The organism is Mesoaciditoga sp. (assembly GCF_054006115.1).
In genome coordinates, this window is sequence record NZ_JBPNHS010000010.1 from 13,819 (window position 1) to 32,131 (window position 18,313).

The 18,313-nt window shown below is 37.4% G+C and carries 17 protein-coding genes; 13 read left to right on the plus strand and 4 right to left on the minus strand.

What is annotated here, in order from left to right:
* Positions 1 to 47: 47 nt before the first annotated feature.
* The 4 genes from argF to ACXJIN_RS01920 form a co-directional block, all read right to left on the minus strand.
* Positions 48 to 1,043, minus strand: coding sequence for an ornithine carbamoyltransferase (gene argF / locus ACXJIN_RS01905; protein ID WP_456399114.1), 996 nt, complete (start codon positions 1,041 to 1,043; stop codon positions 48 to 50).
* 74 nt (positions 1,044 to 1,117) lie between these two features.
* The gene (gene arcA / locus ACXJIN_RS01910) at positions 1,118 to 2,353 is read right to left on the minus strand and encodes an arginine deiminase (protein ID WP_456399115.1); all 1,236 of its coding nucleotides are present in this window, start codon (positions 2,351 to 2,353) and stop codon (positions 1,118 to 1,120) included.
* 207 nt (positions 2,354 to 2,560) lie between these two features.
* Positions 2,561 to 4,180 (minus strand): chaperonin GroEL, encoded by a 1,620-nt coding sequence (gene groL / locus ACXJIN_RS01915; protein ID WP_456399116.1) that lies wholly within the window; start codon positions 4,178 to 4,180, stop codon positions 2,561 to 2,563.
* Positions 4,181 to 4,196: 16 nt separating this feature from the next.
* The gene (locus ACXJIN_RS01920) at positions 4,197 to 4,463 is read right to left on the minus strand and encodes a co-chaperone GroES (protein ID WP_456399117.1); all 267 of its coding nucleotides are present in this window, start codon (positions 4,461 to 4,463) and stop codon (positions 4,197 to 4,199) included.
* Positions 4,464 to 5,092: 629 nt separating this feature from the next.
* Between ACXJIN_RS01920 and ACXJIN_RS01925 the strand changes: the two genes are divergently transcribed.
* From ACXJIN_RS01925 to ACXJIN_RS01985, 13 genes are all read left to right on the plus strand, one after another.
* On the plus strand, positions 5,093 to 5,725 hold the full coding sequence (locus ACXJIN_RS01925; RefSeq protein WP_456399118.1) for a metallophosphoesterase family protein: 633 nt from the start codon (positions 5,093 to 5,095) through the stop codon (positions 5,723 to 5,725).
* A complete protein-coding gene (gene coaD / locus ACXJIN_RS01930) occupies positions 5,722 to 6,198 on the plus strand; it encodes a pantetheine-phosphate adenylyltransferase (protein ID WP_456399119.1) in 477 nt (158 codons plus the stop codon). Before ACXJIN_RS01925 ends, coaD begins: the two co-directional genes overlap by 4 nt.
* Complete coding sequence (locus ACXJIN_RS01935) at positions 6,147 to 7,040, plus strand: D-alanine--D-alanine ligase family protein (protein WP_456399120.1); 894 nt, start codon at positions 6,147 to 6,149, stop codon at positions 7,038 to 7,040. Before coaD ends, ACXJIN_RS01935 begins: the two co-directional genes overlap by 52 nt.
* A 3-nt stretch (positions 7,041 to 7,043) precedes the next feature.
* Complete coding sequence (hslV, locus tag ACXJIN_RS01940; protein WP_456399121.1) at positions 7,044 to 7,574, plus strand: ATP-dependent protease subunit HslV; 531 nt, start codon at positions 7,044 to 7,046, stop codon at positions 7,572 to 7,574.
* A 12-nt stretch (positions 7,575 to 7,586) separates the two neighbouring features.
* The gene (gene hslU / locus ACXJIN_RS01945; RefSeq protein WP_456399122.1) at positions 7,587 to 8,975 is read left to right on the plus strand and encodes an ATP-dependent protease ATPase subunit HslU; all 1,389 of its coding nucleotides are present in this window, start codon (positions 7,587 to 7,589) and stop codon (positions 8,973 to 8,975) included.
* A gap of 26 nt (positions 8,976 to 9,001) precedes the next feature.
* The gene (gene tig, locus ACXJIN_RS01950) at positions 9,002 to 10,312 is read left to right on the plus strand and encodes a trigger factor (protein WP_456399123.1); all 1,311 of its coding nucleotides are present in this window, start codon (positions 9,002 to 9,004) and stop codon (positions 10,310 to 10,312) included.
* The gene (gene clpP / locus ACXJIN_RS01955) at positions 10,305 to 10,943 is read left to right on the plus strand and encodes an ATP-dependent Clp endopeptidase proteolytic subunit ClpP (RefSeq protein ID WP_456399124.1); all 639 of its coding nucleotides are present in this window, start codon (positions 10,305 to 10,307) and stop codon (positions 10,941 to 10,943) included. The genes tig and clpP overlap by 8 nt, the downstream gene beginning before the upstream one ends.
* On the plus strand, positions 10,940 to 12,169 hold the full coding sequence (gene clpX / locus ACXJIN_RS01960; RefSeq protein WP_456399125.1) for an ATP-dependent Clp protease ATP-binding subunit ClpX: 1,230 nt from the start codon (positions 10,940 to 10,942) through the stop codon (positions 12,167 to 12,169). The genes clpP and clpX overlap by 4 nt, the downstream gene beginning before the upstream one ends.
* 14 nt (positions 12,170 to 12,183) lie before the next feature.
* A complete protein-coding gene (gene tsaD / locus ACXJIN_RS01965; RefSeq protein ID WP_456399126.1) occupies positions 12,184 to 13,176 on the plus strand; it encodes a tRNA (adenosine(37)-N6)-threonylcarbamoyltransferase complex transferase subunit TsaD in 993 nt (330 codons plus the stop codon).
* Positions 13,173 to 14,090, plus strand: coding sequence for a LipS2 family lipoyl synthase (gene lipS2 / locus ACXJIN_RS01970; protein ID WP_456399127.1), 918 nt, complete (start codon positions 13,173 to 13,175; stop codon positions 14,088 to 14,090). Before tsaD ends, lipS2 begins: the two co-directional genes overlap by 4 nt.
* 5 nt (positions 14,091 to 14,095) lie before the next feature.
* A complete protein-coding gene (locus ACXJIN_RS01975) occupies positions 14,096 to 15,787 on the plus strand; it encodes a PEGA domain-containing protein (RefSeq protein WP_456399128.1) in 1,692 nt (563 codons plus the stop codon).
* Positions 15,788 to 15,792: 5 nt separating this feature from the next.
* Positions 15,793 to 16,704, plus strand: a complete 912-nt coding sequence (locus tag ACXJIN_RS01980; RefSeq protein WP_456399129.1) for an S-layer homology domain-containing protein — start codon at positions 15,793 to 15,795, stop codon at positions 16,702 to 16,704.
* Positions 16,705 to 17,261: 557 nt separating this feature from the next.
* Positions 17,262 to 18,313 (plus strand): ROK family transcriptional regulator (locus tag ACXJIN_RS01985; protein WP_456399130.1); only part of this gene is annotated, 1,052 nt, incomplete at its 3' end.

Below are 18,313 nucleotides of genomic sequence, written 5' to 3' on the forward strand. Positions count from 1 at the left end.
ACTGCCGCTTTTTAACTTGAAGCGGCAGTTTAAATTTATATTGGAACTTAATTACCCAATGTGGCAACCATTACGGCTTTTATCGTGTGTAACCTATTTTCCGCTTCATCAAAAACCACGGAATGAGAACTTTCAAACACTTCATCGGTTACTTCCATGGAAGTTAGTCCATATTTCTCATAAATCTTCTTACCAATCGTGGTATTTACATTATGAAAAGATGGCAAACAATGCATGAATATGACTTTTTTGTCCGCATTGTTGATCATGTTCATGTTAACCTGATAAGGTTTGAGTAAATTTATTCTTTCTTCCCAAACTTCATCCGGTTCTCCCATTGATACCCATACATCCGTATAAATAACGTCCACACCTTTTGTTCCTTCTTCAACCGATTCCGTCAATGTAATAGTTGCTCCGCTTTCTTTTGCAATCTCTTTTGCTCTGTTGACCAAAGATTCAGCTGGAAACAGCTTTTTAGGTGAAACGATCCTGAAATCCATTCCCATTTTTGCCGCACCTATCATTAAAGAGTTTGCCATGTTATTTCTTCCATCACCACAGTATGCAAATTTTATTCCTTCTAGCTTTCCTTTGTGCTCTTGTATGGTCATCAAATCGGCAAGCACCTGTGTGGGATGAAATTCATCTGTAAGGCCGTTCCAAACGGGAACTCCGGAATATTTTGCAAGGATTTCGACATTTTTGTGTGCAAAACCTCGATATTCGATCCCATCATACATCCTTCCCAAAACTCTTGCAGTATCTTCCATTGTTTCTTTTTCTCCAATGTGAGAACCCGTTGGCCCAAGATAAGTAACCCCTGCGCCCTGGTCCATTGCCGCAACCTCAAATGCACATCTGGTTCTCGTTGAAGCTTTTTCGAATATCAAAGCAATGTTTTTTCCTTTCATCCTTTGCACTTCAGTACCCGTATACTTTGCCCTTTTCAAGTCTCGTGCAAGATCCAACAAAAATTGAATTTCCTTTGATGTAAAATCCAATAACGTCAGAAAGCTTCTTCCTCTCAAATTAACCGCCACTTAAACTCCCTCCCTAATTAATAAGATTTTGTGCCACTACATTATATGAAAAAATGGGCAAATTTAAAAAAATGTTATCGTAAATCTTCTCTTACAAGCGGCATGCTCATACATCTTGGTCCTCCACGTCCCCTAGACAGTTCTGAACTTGGAATGATATGGAGGTTTATCCCGTGGTCTTTTAATATTTTGTTGGTAACACTATTCCTTGAATAAACGATAACTTCTCCAGGTGCAATAGCCAATGTGTTTGAACCGTCATTCCATTGCTCTCTTGCGGAGTCTATTGGATCTCCTCCACCACATTTTAGCAATGTAACCTCTCTACCCAAATACTTTTCCAATATGCTCTTCAACGTTCTTTTTTCCCTAACAACTTTTAAACCATTGTTAGAGCTTTTATCACTTGTAATCGCATAAACGGTAAGTGGTCCTTCAATTCCTGGATAAACAGTGAATTTGTCATAGTCTACCTGCGTAAAAACGGTATCCAAATGCATAAATGCCCTAGAAGGTGGTATGTGAAAAGCTAAAATGATTTCAAAAGAGGTGTCTGAAGCGAAAATTCTTCTGGCAACCTTTTCAATAGAGATGGGATCGGTCCTCTGAGAAATTCCAAAAGCAATTGTCTTTTCATTTAACACCAATTCGTCTCCACCTTCAAGTGACGTGCCTTCATCTCTGTTAAACCAAAGAGGCAAGTCAGCATCTTTAAATCTTGGATGATATTTGAATATGTATTGCGCAAATATCGTTTCCCTATTTCTAGTTATCGTTCTCATATGGTTCAAAGTTATCCCATGTCCTATCGTTGCAAATGGATCTCTGGTGAAATACAAGTTTGGCATCGGATCACAAATGAAAGGATAAGATTCGTAAACCATTTCACTTAAACTCGTGCTCTTATAATTCGGTACTTCCTTTTTCCTAATTCCAGCCATCATTTTGTCAACCATTGTTTTAACGTCAAATTCTTCTAAGTATTCAATCAATACCTCTTTAACGCCTTCGCTTTTAACTCCTGCTTCATCTATGAATTGAGAGATAAATTGTTTTTTTACATTTTCATTTTTAATCGCTTCAACCACCAAATCCTCAAGATAAAGTACTTCTACCCCACAATCTCTTAGAGTCTGGGCGAAAGCATCGTGTTCTTTTTGTGCCACTTCTAAATAAGGAATATCATCAAATAGCAAGGTGGATAACAAATCCGGTGTCAAATTTTCAAGCTCTTTGCCAGGTCTATGTAATAATACCGTTTTCAACTTTCCAATCTCTGATTTTACGTTTAAAACCCGTCCTCTTCCCATTTAGCTAGCCTCCTCAAAATGATTTTATAATACTTAAATATCTTTTTAACAAACTTCCTTCATTTTAAATTTATCAAATCATCCATATTATGACAGATATAACTAGTTTAATCAACAAAATTGTTTCTCTAGTGATCAGGCACAACATGAATTGTGACATGAAAAAAGGCGGGATTTTTCCCGCCTTTTTTGATCAATTTAGATTCATCAATACTCAGGCATTGGAGGGGTTGGCATTTGCGGTTTTTCTTCAGGTTTTTCAACGATTGCTACATCCGTAGTGAGAAGCATTGAAGCGATAGATGCGGCATTTTGAAGGGCACTTCTTGTAACTTTGGCCGGATCTATTATCCCACTCTCCATCATGTCAACGTATTCACCAGTCAAAGCATTGTAACCGTAGTACTTGTTGGAATTCTCAAGAATGTTATTTATAATGACAGAACCTTCTACACCAGCATTCGAACAGATCATCTTTATTGGTTCACGAAGCGCGTTGCGAACAATCGATGCGCCAATCTTTTCTTCCCCTTCGAGTTTCTTTTCAAATTTTTCGAGCTCTTGAGAAACTCTCAAAAGGGTAACTCCTCCACCTGGTACGATCCCTTCCGCAACAGCTGCTTTGGTAGCGCTAAGAGCATCTTCTATTCTATGTTTCTTTTCTTTAAGTTCGGTTTCGGTTGCCGCTCCAACTTTTATTACTGCAACTCCACCAGCCAATTTGGCCATTCTTTCTTGGAGAGTTTCTTTTTCGTAATCGCTTGTGGTGTTTTCGATCTGAGTCTTGATTTGAGCGATTCTTTCTTTTATATCTTCAGCCTTTCCAGCTCCATCAACGATGAGAGTATCATCTTTTCTTACCTTTACACTCTTAGCTTTACCAAGCATATCAATCGTCGTGTTTTCAAAGTCAAGTCCAACTTCCTCGCTTATAACAGTTCCACCTGTAAGAATGGCGATGTCTTGCAACATTGCCTTTCTTCTGTCACCAAAGCCAGGTGCCTTAACGGCAACTGTGTTAAGTGTTCCCTTCAATTTGTTAAGCACCAACGTTGTCAGCGCTTCTCCTTCAACATCTTCTGCTATGATAAGGAGAGGCTTTCCAGTTTGAGCGACTTTTTCCAGAATCGGTATTATTGGTTTTATGGCGCTTATTTTCTTATCGGTGATCAATATGTAAGGCTCAGAAAGGACAGCTTCCATCTTTTCAGCGTCCGTAACGAAATACGGGGAGATGTAACCTCTGTCAAAGTCCATACCTTCTGTGAAATCAACGTAAGTTTCCATCGTTTTGGAATCTTCAACTGTGATAACTCCATCTTCTCCAACTTTGTCCATCGCATCTGCAATGAGCTTTCCAACTTCATTGCTGTTTGCGCTTATGGACGCAACGTGTTCAATATCTTCTTTGCCTTTGAGCTTTTTGCTTATTTTTTTGATTTCTTCTACGGCTTTTTCTGTGGCTTTGCTTATCCCGCTACGCATGATCATTGGATTTGCACCGGCAGTTATGTTCTTTATTCCTTCTTTTATCATGGCTTCTGCAAGGATAGTGGCGGTTGTCGTACCATCTCCAGCCACATCATTTGTCTTGGTAGCTACTTCTTTAACGAGTTGTGCACCAAGATTTTCGAATTTATCTTCAAGTTCTATTTCCTTAGCTATTGAAACTCCATCGTTGGTTATAGTTGGAGAACCAAAACTTTTTTCAAGCACAACGTTTCTTCCTTTTGGTCCTATTGTAATCTTAACCGCACTTGCAAGTTTCTCAACACCTTTTAAAAGTGACTGTCTTGCTTCTTCATCGAATTTTAAGAGCTTCGGCATAGTCTTTCCCTCCTTTTCATTCCTCTATTTTGGCGAGGATATCGCTCCAGTCAATAAGAATGTAATCCTCATCATCAATCTTAATTTCATTCCCAGAATACTTCGCAAAAATTACCTTATCTCCAACTTTTACCGTTATTTCATCGCTTGAACCTATTTCTATAACCTCTGCCTTTTGAGATTTTTCCTTCGCTTTTTCAGGAAGCACTATACCTCCAGCAGATTTAAGTTCTTCTTTGATGGGCTTTATTAACAGCCTTTCGCCAATTGGTTTTATTCTCATACTCAAAGCCTCCCTTCTAAATTTTTAGCACTCTAATGTCCTGTCTGCTAATTATGTTAGCGCAACTTACCCGCTTTTTCAAAACCCTAAAAACGAAGAATATTAACAATTACAAGAAATTAAATGTAATTATTTACAAATATATTGTATTTTCTCTATTTATCTCGTTTTTTCTCGTTTTTTAACTTTTCAACAGCCAAAAAAATCAGTATCTACAAGGCTTTGAAGTAGTTTTCAACAATTTCAAAAAAGTTTTCAACAGTCAATTGTTGAAAACTCACGAAAATAGCGTGAAATAAGGAAAAAATGATTGTTGAAAACTTTTATGCTTCAAATTTCCTTATTTTACGAGGTTTTTCGAGATTTTTGAAAGCATTTCCGAGGAAGTTTTCAACAATTAGAATTGTTGAAAAAACCATTTTCAACAATTTCAACAAGTTTTCAACAAGTTTTCAACAGTCAAAAAAATCAGTATTTACAAGGCTTTGAAGTAGTTTTCAACAATTTCAACAATACCTATTACTATTACTAAAGATATATAATAATAAATAATAGTAATAGGGAGTGTTGAAAACTTCCTAAGTAAGGTTGTTGAAAAGTCAAAACAAACCGATGGGAGGAAATTCAAAATGATTTATGCAATAGGAGACATTCACGGTTGCAAAACACAATTGATGAAGCTCACGGAAAAATTGCCACTCAAAAAAGAGGATACACTGATTTTCCTGGGAGATTACATAGATAGAGGTGCGGATTCAAAAGGAGTGATAGATTTTTTAATTGACTTATCAAAGAAACATGAAAAAACGGTTTTCATAAAAGGAAATCACGAATGGATGTTTCAACAATTCTACACCTACAGGGATCCGGAATCATGGGAACGTTGGGAATACAACGGAGCCAAAAGAACGTTAGAAAGCTATGGAGGCATAGATAACATTCCAGAAGAACATCTCAAATTCATAGAAAACACAAAAATTTATCACATTGAAAAAGATTTCTTCTTCGTTCACGCAGGTGTAAAACCACACGTAAGCCTCGAAGAACAAAAAGAGAAAGATATGCTCTGGATAAGGGACGAATTCATATACTCAAAAGAACCTCTAAAAGGTTACACAGTCGTATTTGGTCATACCCCTAATGAAGAACCACTAATTCAAGATGATAAAATTGGAATTGACACAGGATGTGTTTATGGAGGAAAACTAAGCTGTGTAAGACTGGAAGACAAAAAAATATTTCAAGTGAGGTGCAAAAATTGAAAGCGATATACCCGGGAACATTCGATCCAATAACTTACGGGCACTTGGACATAATAAAGAGGGCTTCAAAGATATTCGAAGAAATTACCGTCGTTGTTATGAATAACCCAAGGAAAAAACCCTTTTTTACATTAGAAGAAAGGCTGGAAATGATAAAAGAATCCACAAAAGAAATTAAAAACGTAAAAACAGACACTTACTCAGGATTACTGGTGCAATACGTAAAATCCCATTCCGCTAACATTGTAATTAGAGGACTCAGAGCGTTGGAAGACTTTGAATACGAATTCGAAATGGCCTTGACGAATAGAGAAATGTATCCAAAGTTAGAAACCATCTATCTCATGACAGACTTAAAATATCTTTTCGTTTCATCCTCAATGGTAAAAGAAATAGCTAAATTCAAAGGAGAATTGGAAAAATGGGTTCCGCCAATTGTGGAAAAGAAATTGCAAGAGAAATTCCAAGAGTAACCGTTCTTTGTGGTGGAAGTTCCCCAGAACGTGATGTATCGATTTTAAGTGGGAAAAACGTTCAAAATATATTGAAAAGAAACGGTATAAATGCCGAGCTCTTCGTGTGGAATGGCAACTTCGATGAGTTATCGAAAATAAGCTCTCCATGCTTTGTGGCTCTACATGGCGCACCTGGAGAAGATGGGAGTGTTCAACGCTATTTTGAAAAGCAAGGAATAAAGTACACAGGTTCGGGTATTGAAGCGTGTGAAACAACTTTTGATAAAATTTCCACCAAAGAATTCTTTAGAAGCAAAAGACTTAAAACTCCACAATGGTGGAAAACTTGCAAAGAAACTCCCTGCATTTTGAAACCTCGCTTTGGAGGTTCAAGCTTAGGAGTAAAACTTTGTTTCACAAAAAAGATGTGTAAAAGCATTTCAGAGGAAGAGCATTTCTTTGAAGAGTACGTGGATGGAAGAGAAATAAGTATTTCCGTTGTAGAGATAAACGGAAAGGTAGAAGTGCTTCCAATATTGGAGATCATCCCTTCTAACACTTTTTACGACTACGAATCTAAATACCAAAAAGAAGGGGCAAAACTCATAGCACCGGCTGCACTTAGAAATAGCGAAATAGAAGAAATATCAATTGTATCAAAAGAGATCTACAATGGATTGGGTTTAAAAGATTTTGCAAGAATTGATGGTATAATCTCAAAAGATGGAATTTATTTTTTGGAAGTTAATTCCATTCCGGGGATGACAGAATTCAGCGATCTTCCAGCCTCTGCAAGAGCTGGAAGGATTTCTATGGACGAAATCATATTAAGCGCTTTAAGATCCTCTATGCGGAGGTGAAAAATGGATTTTTTAGGAACAACTATAGTGGCAGTTAAAAGAAATGGAAAAACCGTTATGGCTGGAGATGGACAAGTAACACTAGGACAGACCGTTATGAAAGCAACGGCAAAAAAAGTTAGAAAACTTGGAAATGGTAAAGTGGTAACGGGATTCGCCGGATCGGTTGCTGATGCTTTCACACTTTTTGACAGATTTGAATCAAAACTCAGGGAAGCCAATGGAATTCTTAAAAAAGCGGCTGTGGAACTTGCAAAGGATTGGAGGACAGATAGAGTGCTTAGGAGACTTGAAGCGCTTTTAATGGTGGCCGATCATGACGATATGTTTTTAATCTCTGGAAATGGAGAGATAATAGAACCAGACGAACCGATTATGGCGATTGGTTCAGGCGGCTCTTACGCGTTGGCGGCAGCACGAGCACTTTATAGAAACACGGAAATGGAAGCGCGTGATATAGCCGTTAAAGCTTTAGAAATAGCAAGCGAAATATGCATATACACCAATTCCAACATAACGGTTGAAGAAGTTTAAGGAGGCGCTTAAATGAGTTTAATGATAGACGAATTGACGCCAAAAGAAATAGTACAAGAATTGGACAAGTATATAATCGGTCAACAAGAGGCTAAAAAATCGGTGGCCGTCGCTTTAAGAAACAGAATAAGGAGGATGAAACTTCCTCAAGAGCTGCAAAGAGACATAATTCCAAAGAATATCTTGATGGTTGGACCCACCGGTGTTGGAAAAACCGAAATAGCCCGCAGACTTGCTCAGCTATCGGGATCACCGTTTGTAAAAGTGGAGGTAACACGTTACACGGAAGTTGGCTACGTTGGAAAATCCGTCGAATCGATAATTCGGGAATTAGTCGAAGCAAGTGTAAACAACGTTAAATCTGAAATGATGAAGAAGGTGGAAAAAGAAGCAAAAAAAATGGTTGAAGAAAGAATATTGGATGCCGTGGTCCCAGAGAGTGTAAAAAAACCAGCCACAACAGGGTTTATGGGCTTTTTTCAAAATCAACCACAGCAAAGAGTGTCCCCAGAAGAAAGAAGAAAGGCCCTTTCATATCGAAAAGAAATGAAAGAACGCCTTCGCAACGGCGAGCTTGAAGATATGGAAATAGAAATAGAAATAGAGGACAACACTCCAGTTATGCCCGTGATAGGTGGAATGAACATGGAAGATATGAACATCGATTTGCAAGATATGTTTGGCAGTCTCTTGCCTAAGAAGATGAAAAAGAAAAGAGTTAAAATAAAGGATGCGAGAAGATTACTTTTGCCTATAGAATCTGAAAAATTGATAGACAAGGACAGCATGATTCAAGAAGCTTTGGAAAGAGCTCAGTATCGTGGAATAGTTTTTTTGGATGAGTTTGACAAGATTGTGGCAAGTGGCACAAAGGGAGGACCGGACGTTTCCAGAGAAGGAGTCCAAAGAGATCTTTTACCAATAGTTGAAGGAACGAATGTGAACACAAAGTATGGTATGGTAAAAACAGATTACGTCCTTTTCATAGCCGCGGGCGCTTTTCACGTTTCAAAACCATCAGAGCTCATTCCTGAAATTCAGGGTCGTTTTCCCATTAGGGTGGAGCTTGATGCGCTGACTCAAAAAGATTTTGAAAAAATCCTAGTGGAACCCAAAAATTCTTTGATAAAACAATATCAGGCTTTACTTTCTACGGAAGGGGTGGATGTTCAATTTACCAAGGATGGAATTTCAGAAATAGCGCGCATGGCGTATGAAATGAATGAAAAGCAAGAAAATATAGGGGCGAGGCGTCTTTACACCATTGTAGAAAAGCTTATGGAAGACATCTCATTTGAAGCTCCAGATGTTGAAAGTCCGGTCATGATCGATAAGGAGTTTGTGGATAAAAAATTAGGTGAAATCATTGAGAATGAGGATCTAAGCTCGTACATACTTTAAAAAATAAAATAGAAAGGAAGTTTAAAATGTTAGAAATAATTAAAGAAGAGGAAAACGTAAAAACTGTAAAGATCACTGTGGAAAGTGAAAAAGTAAAAGAAGCTACCGAAAAGGTTTTCGATGAGCTTTCAAAGAACGTGAGAATCAAGGGATTTAGAAAGGGAAGAGTCCCTCGTAACTTGTTAAAGACTATAGTTGGAGCTGAAGAAATAGAAAACATGATCAAAGAAAAAGTTGCAGATATGGCGCTGGACAAACTTTACGAAGATGAGGAATTCAAAAAAATGAACGTTATGCTTCCGCCCGCTCTCGTATCGATAGATATGGGAGAAGATGCGAAAGTGGTTTTTGAAATTCATCTTTATCCGGAAGTTGAGATTGAGTCTCTTGAAGGTGAAGAAATAGAGATTCCAGAATTGAAAGAAGAAGATGTTGAAAAAGATGTTGAAGAGGAGCTGGAACGCCTTAGAGAAGAAAATGCAGTTTTAGAGCCCAAAGGCGAAAACGAGGTTGTAGAAGAAGGAGATCATGTTGAAATAGAGTACCACGTTACCGGAAAAGAAGAAACTCCGAGAACCTTTGACTTCGTTGTCAAAGACCCGAAATCAAGTCAGCTTTTCCAGGATATCCTTGGAAAGAAAGTTGGAGACACAATAGAATTCGTGGATGAAAGGGACGAAAACAAAACCAGCTACACTATGAAAATCACGGCCATTCATAGAAGAATTTTGGCTAATTTGGATGATGAATTTGCGAAGAGTGTCGATGTAGAAGCGGAAACGCTTGAAGCATTGAAGCAAAAGCTCAAAGAAAAGATAAAAGGCTCATTTAACGATTTCATAAAAACGTTTGAAGCCAATACAATTTTGAACAGGCTTGCCGACAAGACGAAATTGAAAATGTCAGACCATTCACTTGAATTGTTTATAAATCATGTCATCATGCGTCAAAAGGAAAATAAAGAATATGAAAAATCGCTCAAAGATTTCAAAGGAGACGAGAATGCGTACAAAGAATCTCTGAAAAAAGAGATCACGAACTATCTTAAAATCAAAGGAGCCGTTGAGAAAATAGCAAGAGAAAAAGATATAAAAGTAAGTGAAGAAGAAATTTTTGAAAAGGCGAAAGAATATTACTCTTCTATGAACATTAGCGATGAAAGATTGAAAGTCACCCTTTCTAAAGAAAAAGAACTTCATGATCGTATAAAAAATGACTTACTTCACGATAAAGTGGCCGAAGAGCTTTTGAAGAGTGCGAAAATAGTGGTGAAAAAAACAGACAAAGAAGAGAATAACGCAAAAGAAAGTAATAAGGAGGAAAAAACAGATGAGTAATCGCACGGGCTTAACGGTCAACGATCAAGGAGTACCAATAGTAATAGAAACGACCGGCCGAAGCGAAAGAGCATACGACATATATTCTCGCCTTCTCAAGGACAGAATAATATTTTTGGAAGATGAAATAAACAGTTACACCTCTGGCCTAGTTGTAGCACAATTGCTCTTTTTGGAAGCTCAGGATCCAGATAAAGACATATATCTTTATATAAATTCGCCTGGGGGAGAGATAAATGCGGGTTTGGCCATATACGACACGATGCAATTTGTAAAATGTGATGTCGTTACAACTGCCATAGGAATGGCGGCTTCTATGGCGGCAGTATTGCTGGCCGCCGGAGCTAAGGGAAAAAGGTATGCTCTTCCTCATGCAACGATCATGATACATCAGCCGCTTGGAGGAGCACAGGGCCAGGCTGTTGACATAGAAATTCGAGCACGAGAAATTATGAGGTTGAAGAAAGAATTAAATTCCATACTTTCTGCTCACACTGGGCAACCTTTAGAAAAAATAGAAAAAGACACAGATAGAGATTTTTTCATGACATCGCAAGAAGCCATGGAGTATGGATTAATTGACAAAGTGATCTCCTCCAAAAGAGGCGAAAACGGAGGTAAAAAAGAGTGAAAAATGAGAAATTTTGTTCCTTTTGTGGTAGACCGGCAAGTGAAGTGAATAAGCTGATAGCTGGTCCAAACAATGTTTACATATGCGATGAATGTGTAGAATTATTTCATGATATTCTCCATGACGAACCGACGAATCGTTCTAAAAGCCAAAAAAGTGTAAAAAAATTACCGGGGCCAGCTGAAATAAAGGCAGAGCTCGATAAATACGTTATTGGCCAAGAAAGGGCAAAGAAAACATTGAGCGTTGCGGTTTATAACCATTACAAAAGAGTATTTATGGGGAAAAAATTTGATGATGTTGAGATAGAGAAATCGAATATAATGCTCATAGGTCCAACTGGTTCTGGGAAAACGTTGATGGCTCGTGTGCTTGCAAAGATTTTAGATGTGCCCTTTGCCATAGCAGATGCCACGCCTTTGACCGAAGCGGGATACGTTGGCGAAGACGTTGAAAACGTGATATTGAGGCTTTTGCAAGTTGCCGATTTTGATGTAGAACGTGCCAAACACGGAATAGTGTACATAGACGAAATTGATAAAATATCCAGGAAATCCCAGAACGTTTCTATCACACGAGATGTTTCTGGCGAGGGAGTGCAGCAAGCACTTTTGAAAATAGTGGAAGGAACTGTCGCGAACGTTCCACCGCAAGGTGGAAGAAAACACCCTTACCAAGAATTCATAAAAGTGGACACAACAGACATTTTGTTTATAGTTGGAGGAGCTTTTGATGGACTTGAAGATCTGATCAAAGAAAGGGTTCAAAAGACAACGATGGGTTTCAACGCCACTTTGAAGTCTAAAAAAGATGAAAGCTTAAGTGAACTGTTAAAACAAGTTGTCCCAGATGATCTCGTCCATTACGGTTTAATACCAGAATTCATTGGAAGATTTCCGATAATTACCACGTTGGAAGAGTTAGATGAGAATCAGTTGGTGAAAATTTTAACTGAACCAAGGAATGCAGTTATAAAACAATATAAGAAACTTCTTGAACTTGATAACGTTGAATTGGAGTTTGAAGACGATGCGCTTATTGAAATCGCTAGGCTTTCGAAAAAACGTGGCACCGGAGCAAGAGGTTTAAAAAGTGTCGTAGACGAAGTAATGATGGACGTCATGTTTGAAGTACCAACTTTGCAAAACGTTCGAAGAGTTATCGTTACGGCTGAAACCGTGAAAAATGGGAAGAAACCAATAGTTGAAATGAGAGAATCTGCGTAAGATCGGAGATGTAAATGGCTTTAATATTCGGAATAGAGAGTTCTTGTGATGAAACTTCAATAGCGATAGTTGAAAATGGGGAAAAAATCATAGCCGAAGAAACAGCTTCTCAAGTTTCCACACACGCTTTATATGGTGGAGTTGTTCCAGAAATAGCTTCAAGGCATCATCTTGAAAACATAAGCGTGTTAGTTAAAATGGTAATGGAAAAATCGAAAATTGATCCCCGTGAAATTTCCGCAATTGCGGTTACATATGGGCCCGGTCTTGCTGGGCCTTTACTTGTTGGCGTTTCTTACGCAAAAGCGTTGTCATATGCGTGGAAAGTGCCACTCATAGGAGTGAATCACATGCTTGGGCATCTAAACGCGGTCTTTCTTTTCGATGACTCCATAGAGCTTCCATGTTTAGTGCTTATGGTTTCTGGAGCGCATACGGAAATTCTGTACATGAAATCGATGTTTTCCTACGAAATACTTGGCAAGTCCATAGATGACGCGGCGGGGGAAGCCTTTGACAAAGTTGCTCGAATGATAGGCTTGCCTTATCCCGGCGGTCCACAAATAGAAAAAGCTGCCAAGGATGGAAAAAGCGTTTACGATTTTCCAAAGCCGAAAACAAAGAGAAAGTACGATTTCAGCTTTAGCGGATTGAAAACACACGTGCGCTACTTTTTGAGAGACAACGAAGGAATAAAGATTGAAGACGTTGCCGCTTCATTTCAAGAAACCGTAACTTCTCTTTTAATAGAAAAAGTTGTTAAAGCTGCAAAGGAGTACGGTATTTCTCATGTTGTTTTGGCAGGAGGTGTTTCTGCCAATTCGTTGCTTAGAAAGAAAGCGAAAGAAGCCGAAGAAAACGAAAAACTCTTCTTTCATTTTCCCCCTTTGAAATATTGTACTGATAACGCTGCCATGATAGCTGCAGCCGGATGGCAATATTACATAAGGGGTGCATTTGCAGACTTGAACCTGAACGTTGTTCCTAATTTGGAGGTTGGAATGTGAGAATTTCTTACGGAAGCGCGCGTTTTTTAGAACTTGTAAAATCTGGCCCAAAGTTAGATATGCAAACGATATACACCATGTTTGGTGAAAGGTGTATATTTGATTGCGCTTATTGTGCGCAGGCAAGAACGAGTTTTACATCTGAAAAAATGCTTTCGAGGGTTGTTTGGCCAAAATTTGACATGGGAGATATCGTTGAAGCCATAGAAAAATACAATGAGAAGATCAAAAGAATATGTCTTCAGGTTGTTTCATCAGAAAGAGCGAGAGATGAAGCATTTGAATTTCTAAAACGCGTAAAAAGATTAAAAATACCAATCTCTGCGAGCGTGCGCGTTTTTAGCATTGAAGAAGCAAAAAGGTGGTTTGAAAACGGTATTGAAAGGCTTGGAGTTGCTACAGATGTTATAAGTAAAAAGTTTTACGCGAAATATCGTGGGGGAGATTTGGGCTCACATTTAAACCTATTGAAAGAATTGGCTGAGACATTTCCTAACCGTATAACCACTCATGCAATAGTTGGTTTAGGCGAAAGTGAAAAAGAAATGGCCGAATTCTTTCAAAAAATGCATGAATGGCAAATTACAGTGGGGCTCTTTGCTTTTACACCCTTGAAGGGCACGAAACTTGAAAGACATCCAAAACCTTCAATGGACACTTATAGAAGAGTTCAAGTTGCGCGATATTTAATAGAAAATGGGATTAGCACGGTATCAAATTTTTCTTTTTCTGAAAAAAGCGAAATAATAGATTACGGCATGAAAATTGACAATATTTCTCCAAGGGCTTTTTTGACTTCGGGGTGTCCAAATTGCACGCGTCCTTATTACAATGAAGATCCGCGCGAAGAGCTTTACAATTTCTTTGATAGAGTTGAACGCAAACCTTTTAGGGTAGGAGATAGAGAGGTTTGAGAGAGATGAAGAGAAAGTTTAGCTTGTTGATATTTGCGTTTTTGTTATTTGCAACAAGCATTTTTGCCGTTTCTTTAACGTTGATAACGAATCCACCGCAATCGTTGGTGTACGTTAACGATGTTTTAGTGGGACAAACAAATGAAAACGGGGAATTGACCATAAAAGTTGAAGATGGATCAAAAGTGAAAATTGAAAATATAGGTTATTCTCCATATGCTTTTATTTTCAACGGAAATACAAATACGACTGTTCACGTGAATTTGAAACCTATTTCATATCTCTACATATCTTGTGCTCAGCCTGATGCTCAAGCTATTGTGGATGGCAATAATTATCTATTACCAGCGACAGTAACACTAGCTGCCGGAAGACACGAAGTTATTGTGCAAAAAGATGGGTACGTTCCTCAAAAAGTGTTTGTTACAACTCAACCATTTGGGATTATTAAAAAAGATTTTCAACTCCAAAAATCTGGAAAAATTTCGATCACCACTTCACCTCCTCATGTCTTTGTCGTTTTAGACGATGAAGCAACCCTTACCACGCCAATTTCCACTTATTTGAAAAGCGGAAAGCATTCTTTGTCTTTTAGCTTTATTGGATATGCTCCGTTTTCTACAGATGTTTATGTGCCTGAAAATTCCACTCCTTTGACATTTCACTTTGAACTTAATAGACTGTTCAAAGTTACAATAGATTCTTCTCCTTCTGGTGCCATTGTAAGTATGGCATCAACAACTTTTGTTGCACCGGCTACATTTGAACTTACCAAAGGAATTTACAAATACATTGCTCATCAGAAGTATACTTATGAAGCGACAGGAGAATTTTTTGTAAATCACAGCGGAAAATACACGGTAAAACTCAAGCCAAAAAAAGGACTTGTGGTTTTTAATTCAAACCCTATCGGAGCTGCCATAAATTTAAACGGAAAATTCATAGGTCAAACTCAAAAAAGTGTTAGCCTGCCTTACGGAAAATACAAAGTTAAAATGGTAGGTAACAACGGAAAAGTGTGGTTCGAAAACTTTGTCCTAAACGGGGAAATAAAGACCATTTATGGAGATATGGTAAATTCGGGCATGGTGCTGATAGATGCCTATCCATCTACCAATACCATAGTTCACATTGGACAAGTATGGACAAGTGTCCCCGCCACTTTGAACGCAGATGTTGGAGTTTACAAGGTGGAATTTTTTAATCCATCTTTTCCCGTTTTATCGCGATACATTGAAGTGAAAGCTGGAGAAGTTTCAGATGTGCATGTCTTTTTGCAACCAATGAGCACCCTGTTTATTTCCACTTATCCCTTGGGAGCAACTGTAACATTGGATGGAAAGGTCATAGGAAAAGCCCCCATATTTTCCAAGCAAGTAACAGCTGGTACTCATCTTTTGAATGTTAAATGGAGCGATGGAGAAATAGACAAAAAAATCTTGCTGCTTAAAGATAAAGTTTACAGCTTCACCTTTAACGACCCAAGTAGTGTTAAAATCACATTTGTTTCTTATCCCGATCCGCTAAATCTGGTAATAGATGGTAACAAAAAAGGAAGTACCCCTATTTCTATACAACTCACGAGAGGTGAGCACTCTTACATAGCTTACAATGCAATTGGCACACAAGTGGCAAGTGGAACCTTAGACACAACTTACTTTTCGTCTCAGACTTATTTCTTTTTGAATGGGAGGTAAATATGATGATACGTAAAACTACGGCTTTTCTTATTTTAATAACCATAGCGGTATCGATTTCTTTGGCAGTTTCTATAAACGATGTCGCCCCCTCTTCAGATTTGTATCCTTACGTTGTAGAAATGGTTCAAAACAACATAATGAAGTTGGATTCAAATGGCAATTTCAACGGCACACTTGTGGTCACCAGAGGTGATCTCGCGCGAATTCTTTCCAGACTTTTGAGTTACGTTCAAGGAAGGGTTCAGCCAGTAACACAAGTAAGTCAGGCGAATAGAGGAACATCTTCTGCAACAACTGTTGCAATTTCCAATGAACTTTCCATGAAAATTCAAAAACTCGAAGATGCGATAAAAAAGTATTACAATTTCGAAGCTTACATAAGCAACACTTCAAATAGTTTGAGTGGAATAATAACCGAAGTGGATCAAATGAAAGTGCAATTAGATGCCGTACAAAAAGTGGTAGCCTCTCTGAAAGATGTAAAATCTCTTCCGCCATCAAGTTTGTTGGCTCAAGCAATAAACAATGAAAATGAATTAAAATCACAGCTGGATACACTTTCAGCGAAAGTTTCTGCTTTAAAAATTCAAAACGAAATGAACTCACAAAAGATGAAGAGTTTTTCTTCTTCTATAAGTGCGACTATTACGAAGTTGAGAACAGACTTTTCAACTTTGAATTTAACGCTTTCTTCAATGGAAAGCGAGAAACAGATAGAATCACAAAAATTTGAAGAGGCAATGAGTAAAATAAAATCTTCCACTTCAAAGATGGAAGAGATTTCAAAAGAAAACGTTCAACTGAAAAAAGAAGTGGGAGATCTCAAATCAACTCTAAATAAAGTTTACATTTTTCAGGCCATCGAGGCACTGGCTTTTATTGGAACTATTATATTGGTTTTTTACATGAAATAAGGGCTAATTGCTTAGCAAATCAAAATACTTACTTACCTTGGGTTTTGAAATTAAGTCCTTTTTTAATTCTTTCTCTGAAAGCAGAGGAAAACTTATTTATTGATTTCAACGAAATTTCTTCTTTGCAATCAAGGTAAGTTGTGAGGAAACATAAGAAAAAGAAAGAAAAATATTCCCGGAAAAACACTTTATAAGCAGTCAATGTAAAATTGAAAGTCAGATCAGAATTGAAATGAGAGTTGTTCAAATGTTCAAAAACGAATGTTTTTCTTTCTCAATATGTTCCGTTCCTCTTAATCTTATTTTATGAAATTTCAAATGGAAATTCAGATGTTTGTTGTTAACAATACTTCTAGGGTGATTGTTTTTTACATAAAATGAACATCTACTAGAAAATTAAAGAAAATAAAAGTATTTTTGAATTAATCAAGCGTAATTTGATGTAATCAAGTTTAAATGTAAAAAATCGTGTAAAATAGTGCTTGATTTTTTTTAAATAAAGATTTATTCTTTCAACGAAAGAAATATTAATAGCTTTTCATAAAAAGGAGTTATATATGAAGATTAATTCTCAGAGCATGAAATTATTAAATGAGCAATTAATAGTAAGAATTCTTGTGGAAAAAGGTCCTCTTAGTCAAGTTGAACTCTCTCGCATAACTAAATTGACGCCCAGTACAATTAGCAGAATAGTTTTTGATTTAATCAAAATAGGATTAGTTGAAAAAGGAAAAAGAATTCAAACAAATACATTAGGTAGAAAGGCAACAAGTTTACTCCTAACTAAAAATTTTTGTTCAAGTGTTGTTTTTAATGTTGGTGTTGAACAAACTGAGGTGGCAGTTGGTTATTTAGATAAATCAACAAAAAAACTATACACCTTTCCCACAGGCACTCTTTCTAGTTTCATAGAAAGGGTCAACGAGTTTTTAAATCTATTAAGAAACGAACAACCTGTAAGTTCTAAATATACCTCTATTGTTTTTGCTTTTCCAGGTATTGTGGATCCTCAAAAGGCAGAAGTAATATATGCGCCCAACCTCAATTGGCGGAATGTTAAGTTAGCAGAGCTTATTCATTATAACTATCCGATTTTTGCTGATAATGAAGCCAATCTTTCTATACTTGCAGAAAGCGCTTTGTCAAATGACGTAAAAAAGTTTGGAAACGCTTTTTTTCTCTACATAAGTCAAGGAATAGGAGGAGGGGCTATTATAAATAACAAAATCTTAAGAGGTGCAAGATTCGCTGGTGGTGAGATTGGACATACAGTTGTAGAAGCAAGATCAAACACAAAGTGTCATTGCGGAAATTATGGGTGTTTAGAGCGCTTTGCTTCTCTTCTTTTACCAATTGCCGAATATGAGAAAAATGGAAAAAAGTTGAAGGGTAAGACACTTGGAGAGAAATTCGATTCTTTAATAAAAATAAATAATATCGGAGAACAGAGAGCAAAGGAAGCTTTAAAGGGATTTCTTTATTATTTGTCAATAGGACTGATTAACATTGTAAATACTTTCAATCCTAACGTTATCATTTTAGGAGGAGATTCAAATTCAATATGGAAGAATTTCGGTGAAGAACTGTATAAAACGATTTCGAAAAGAAC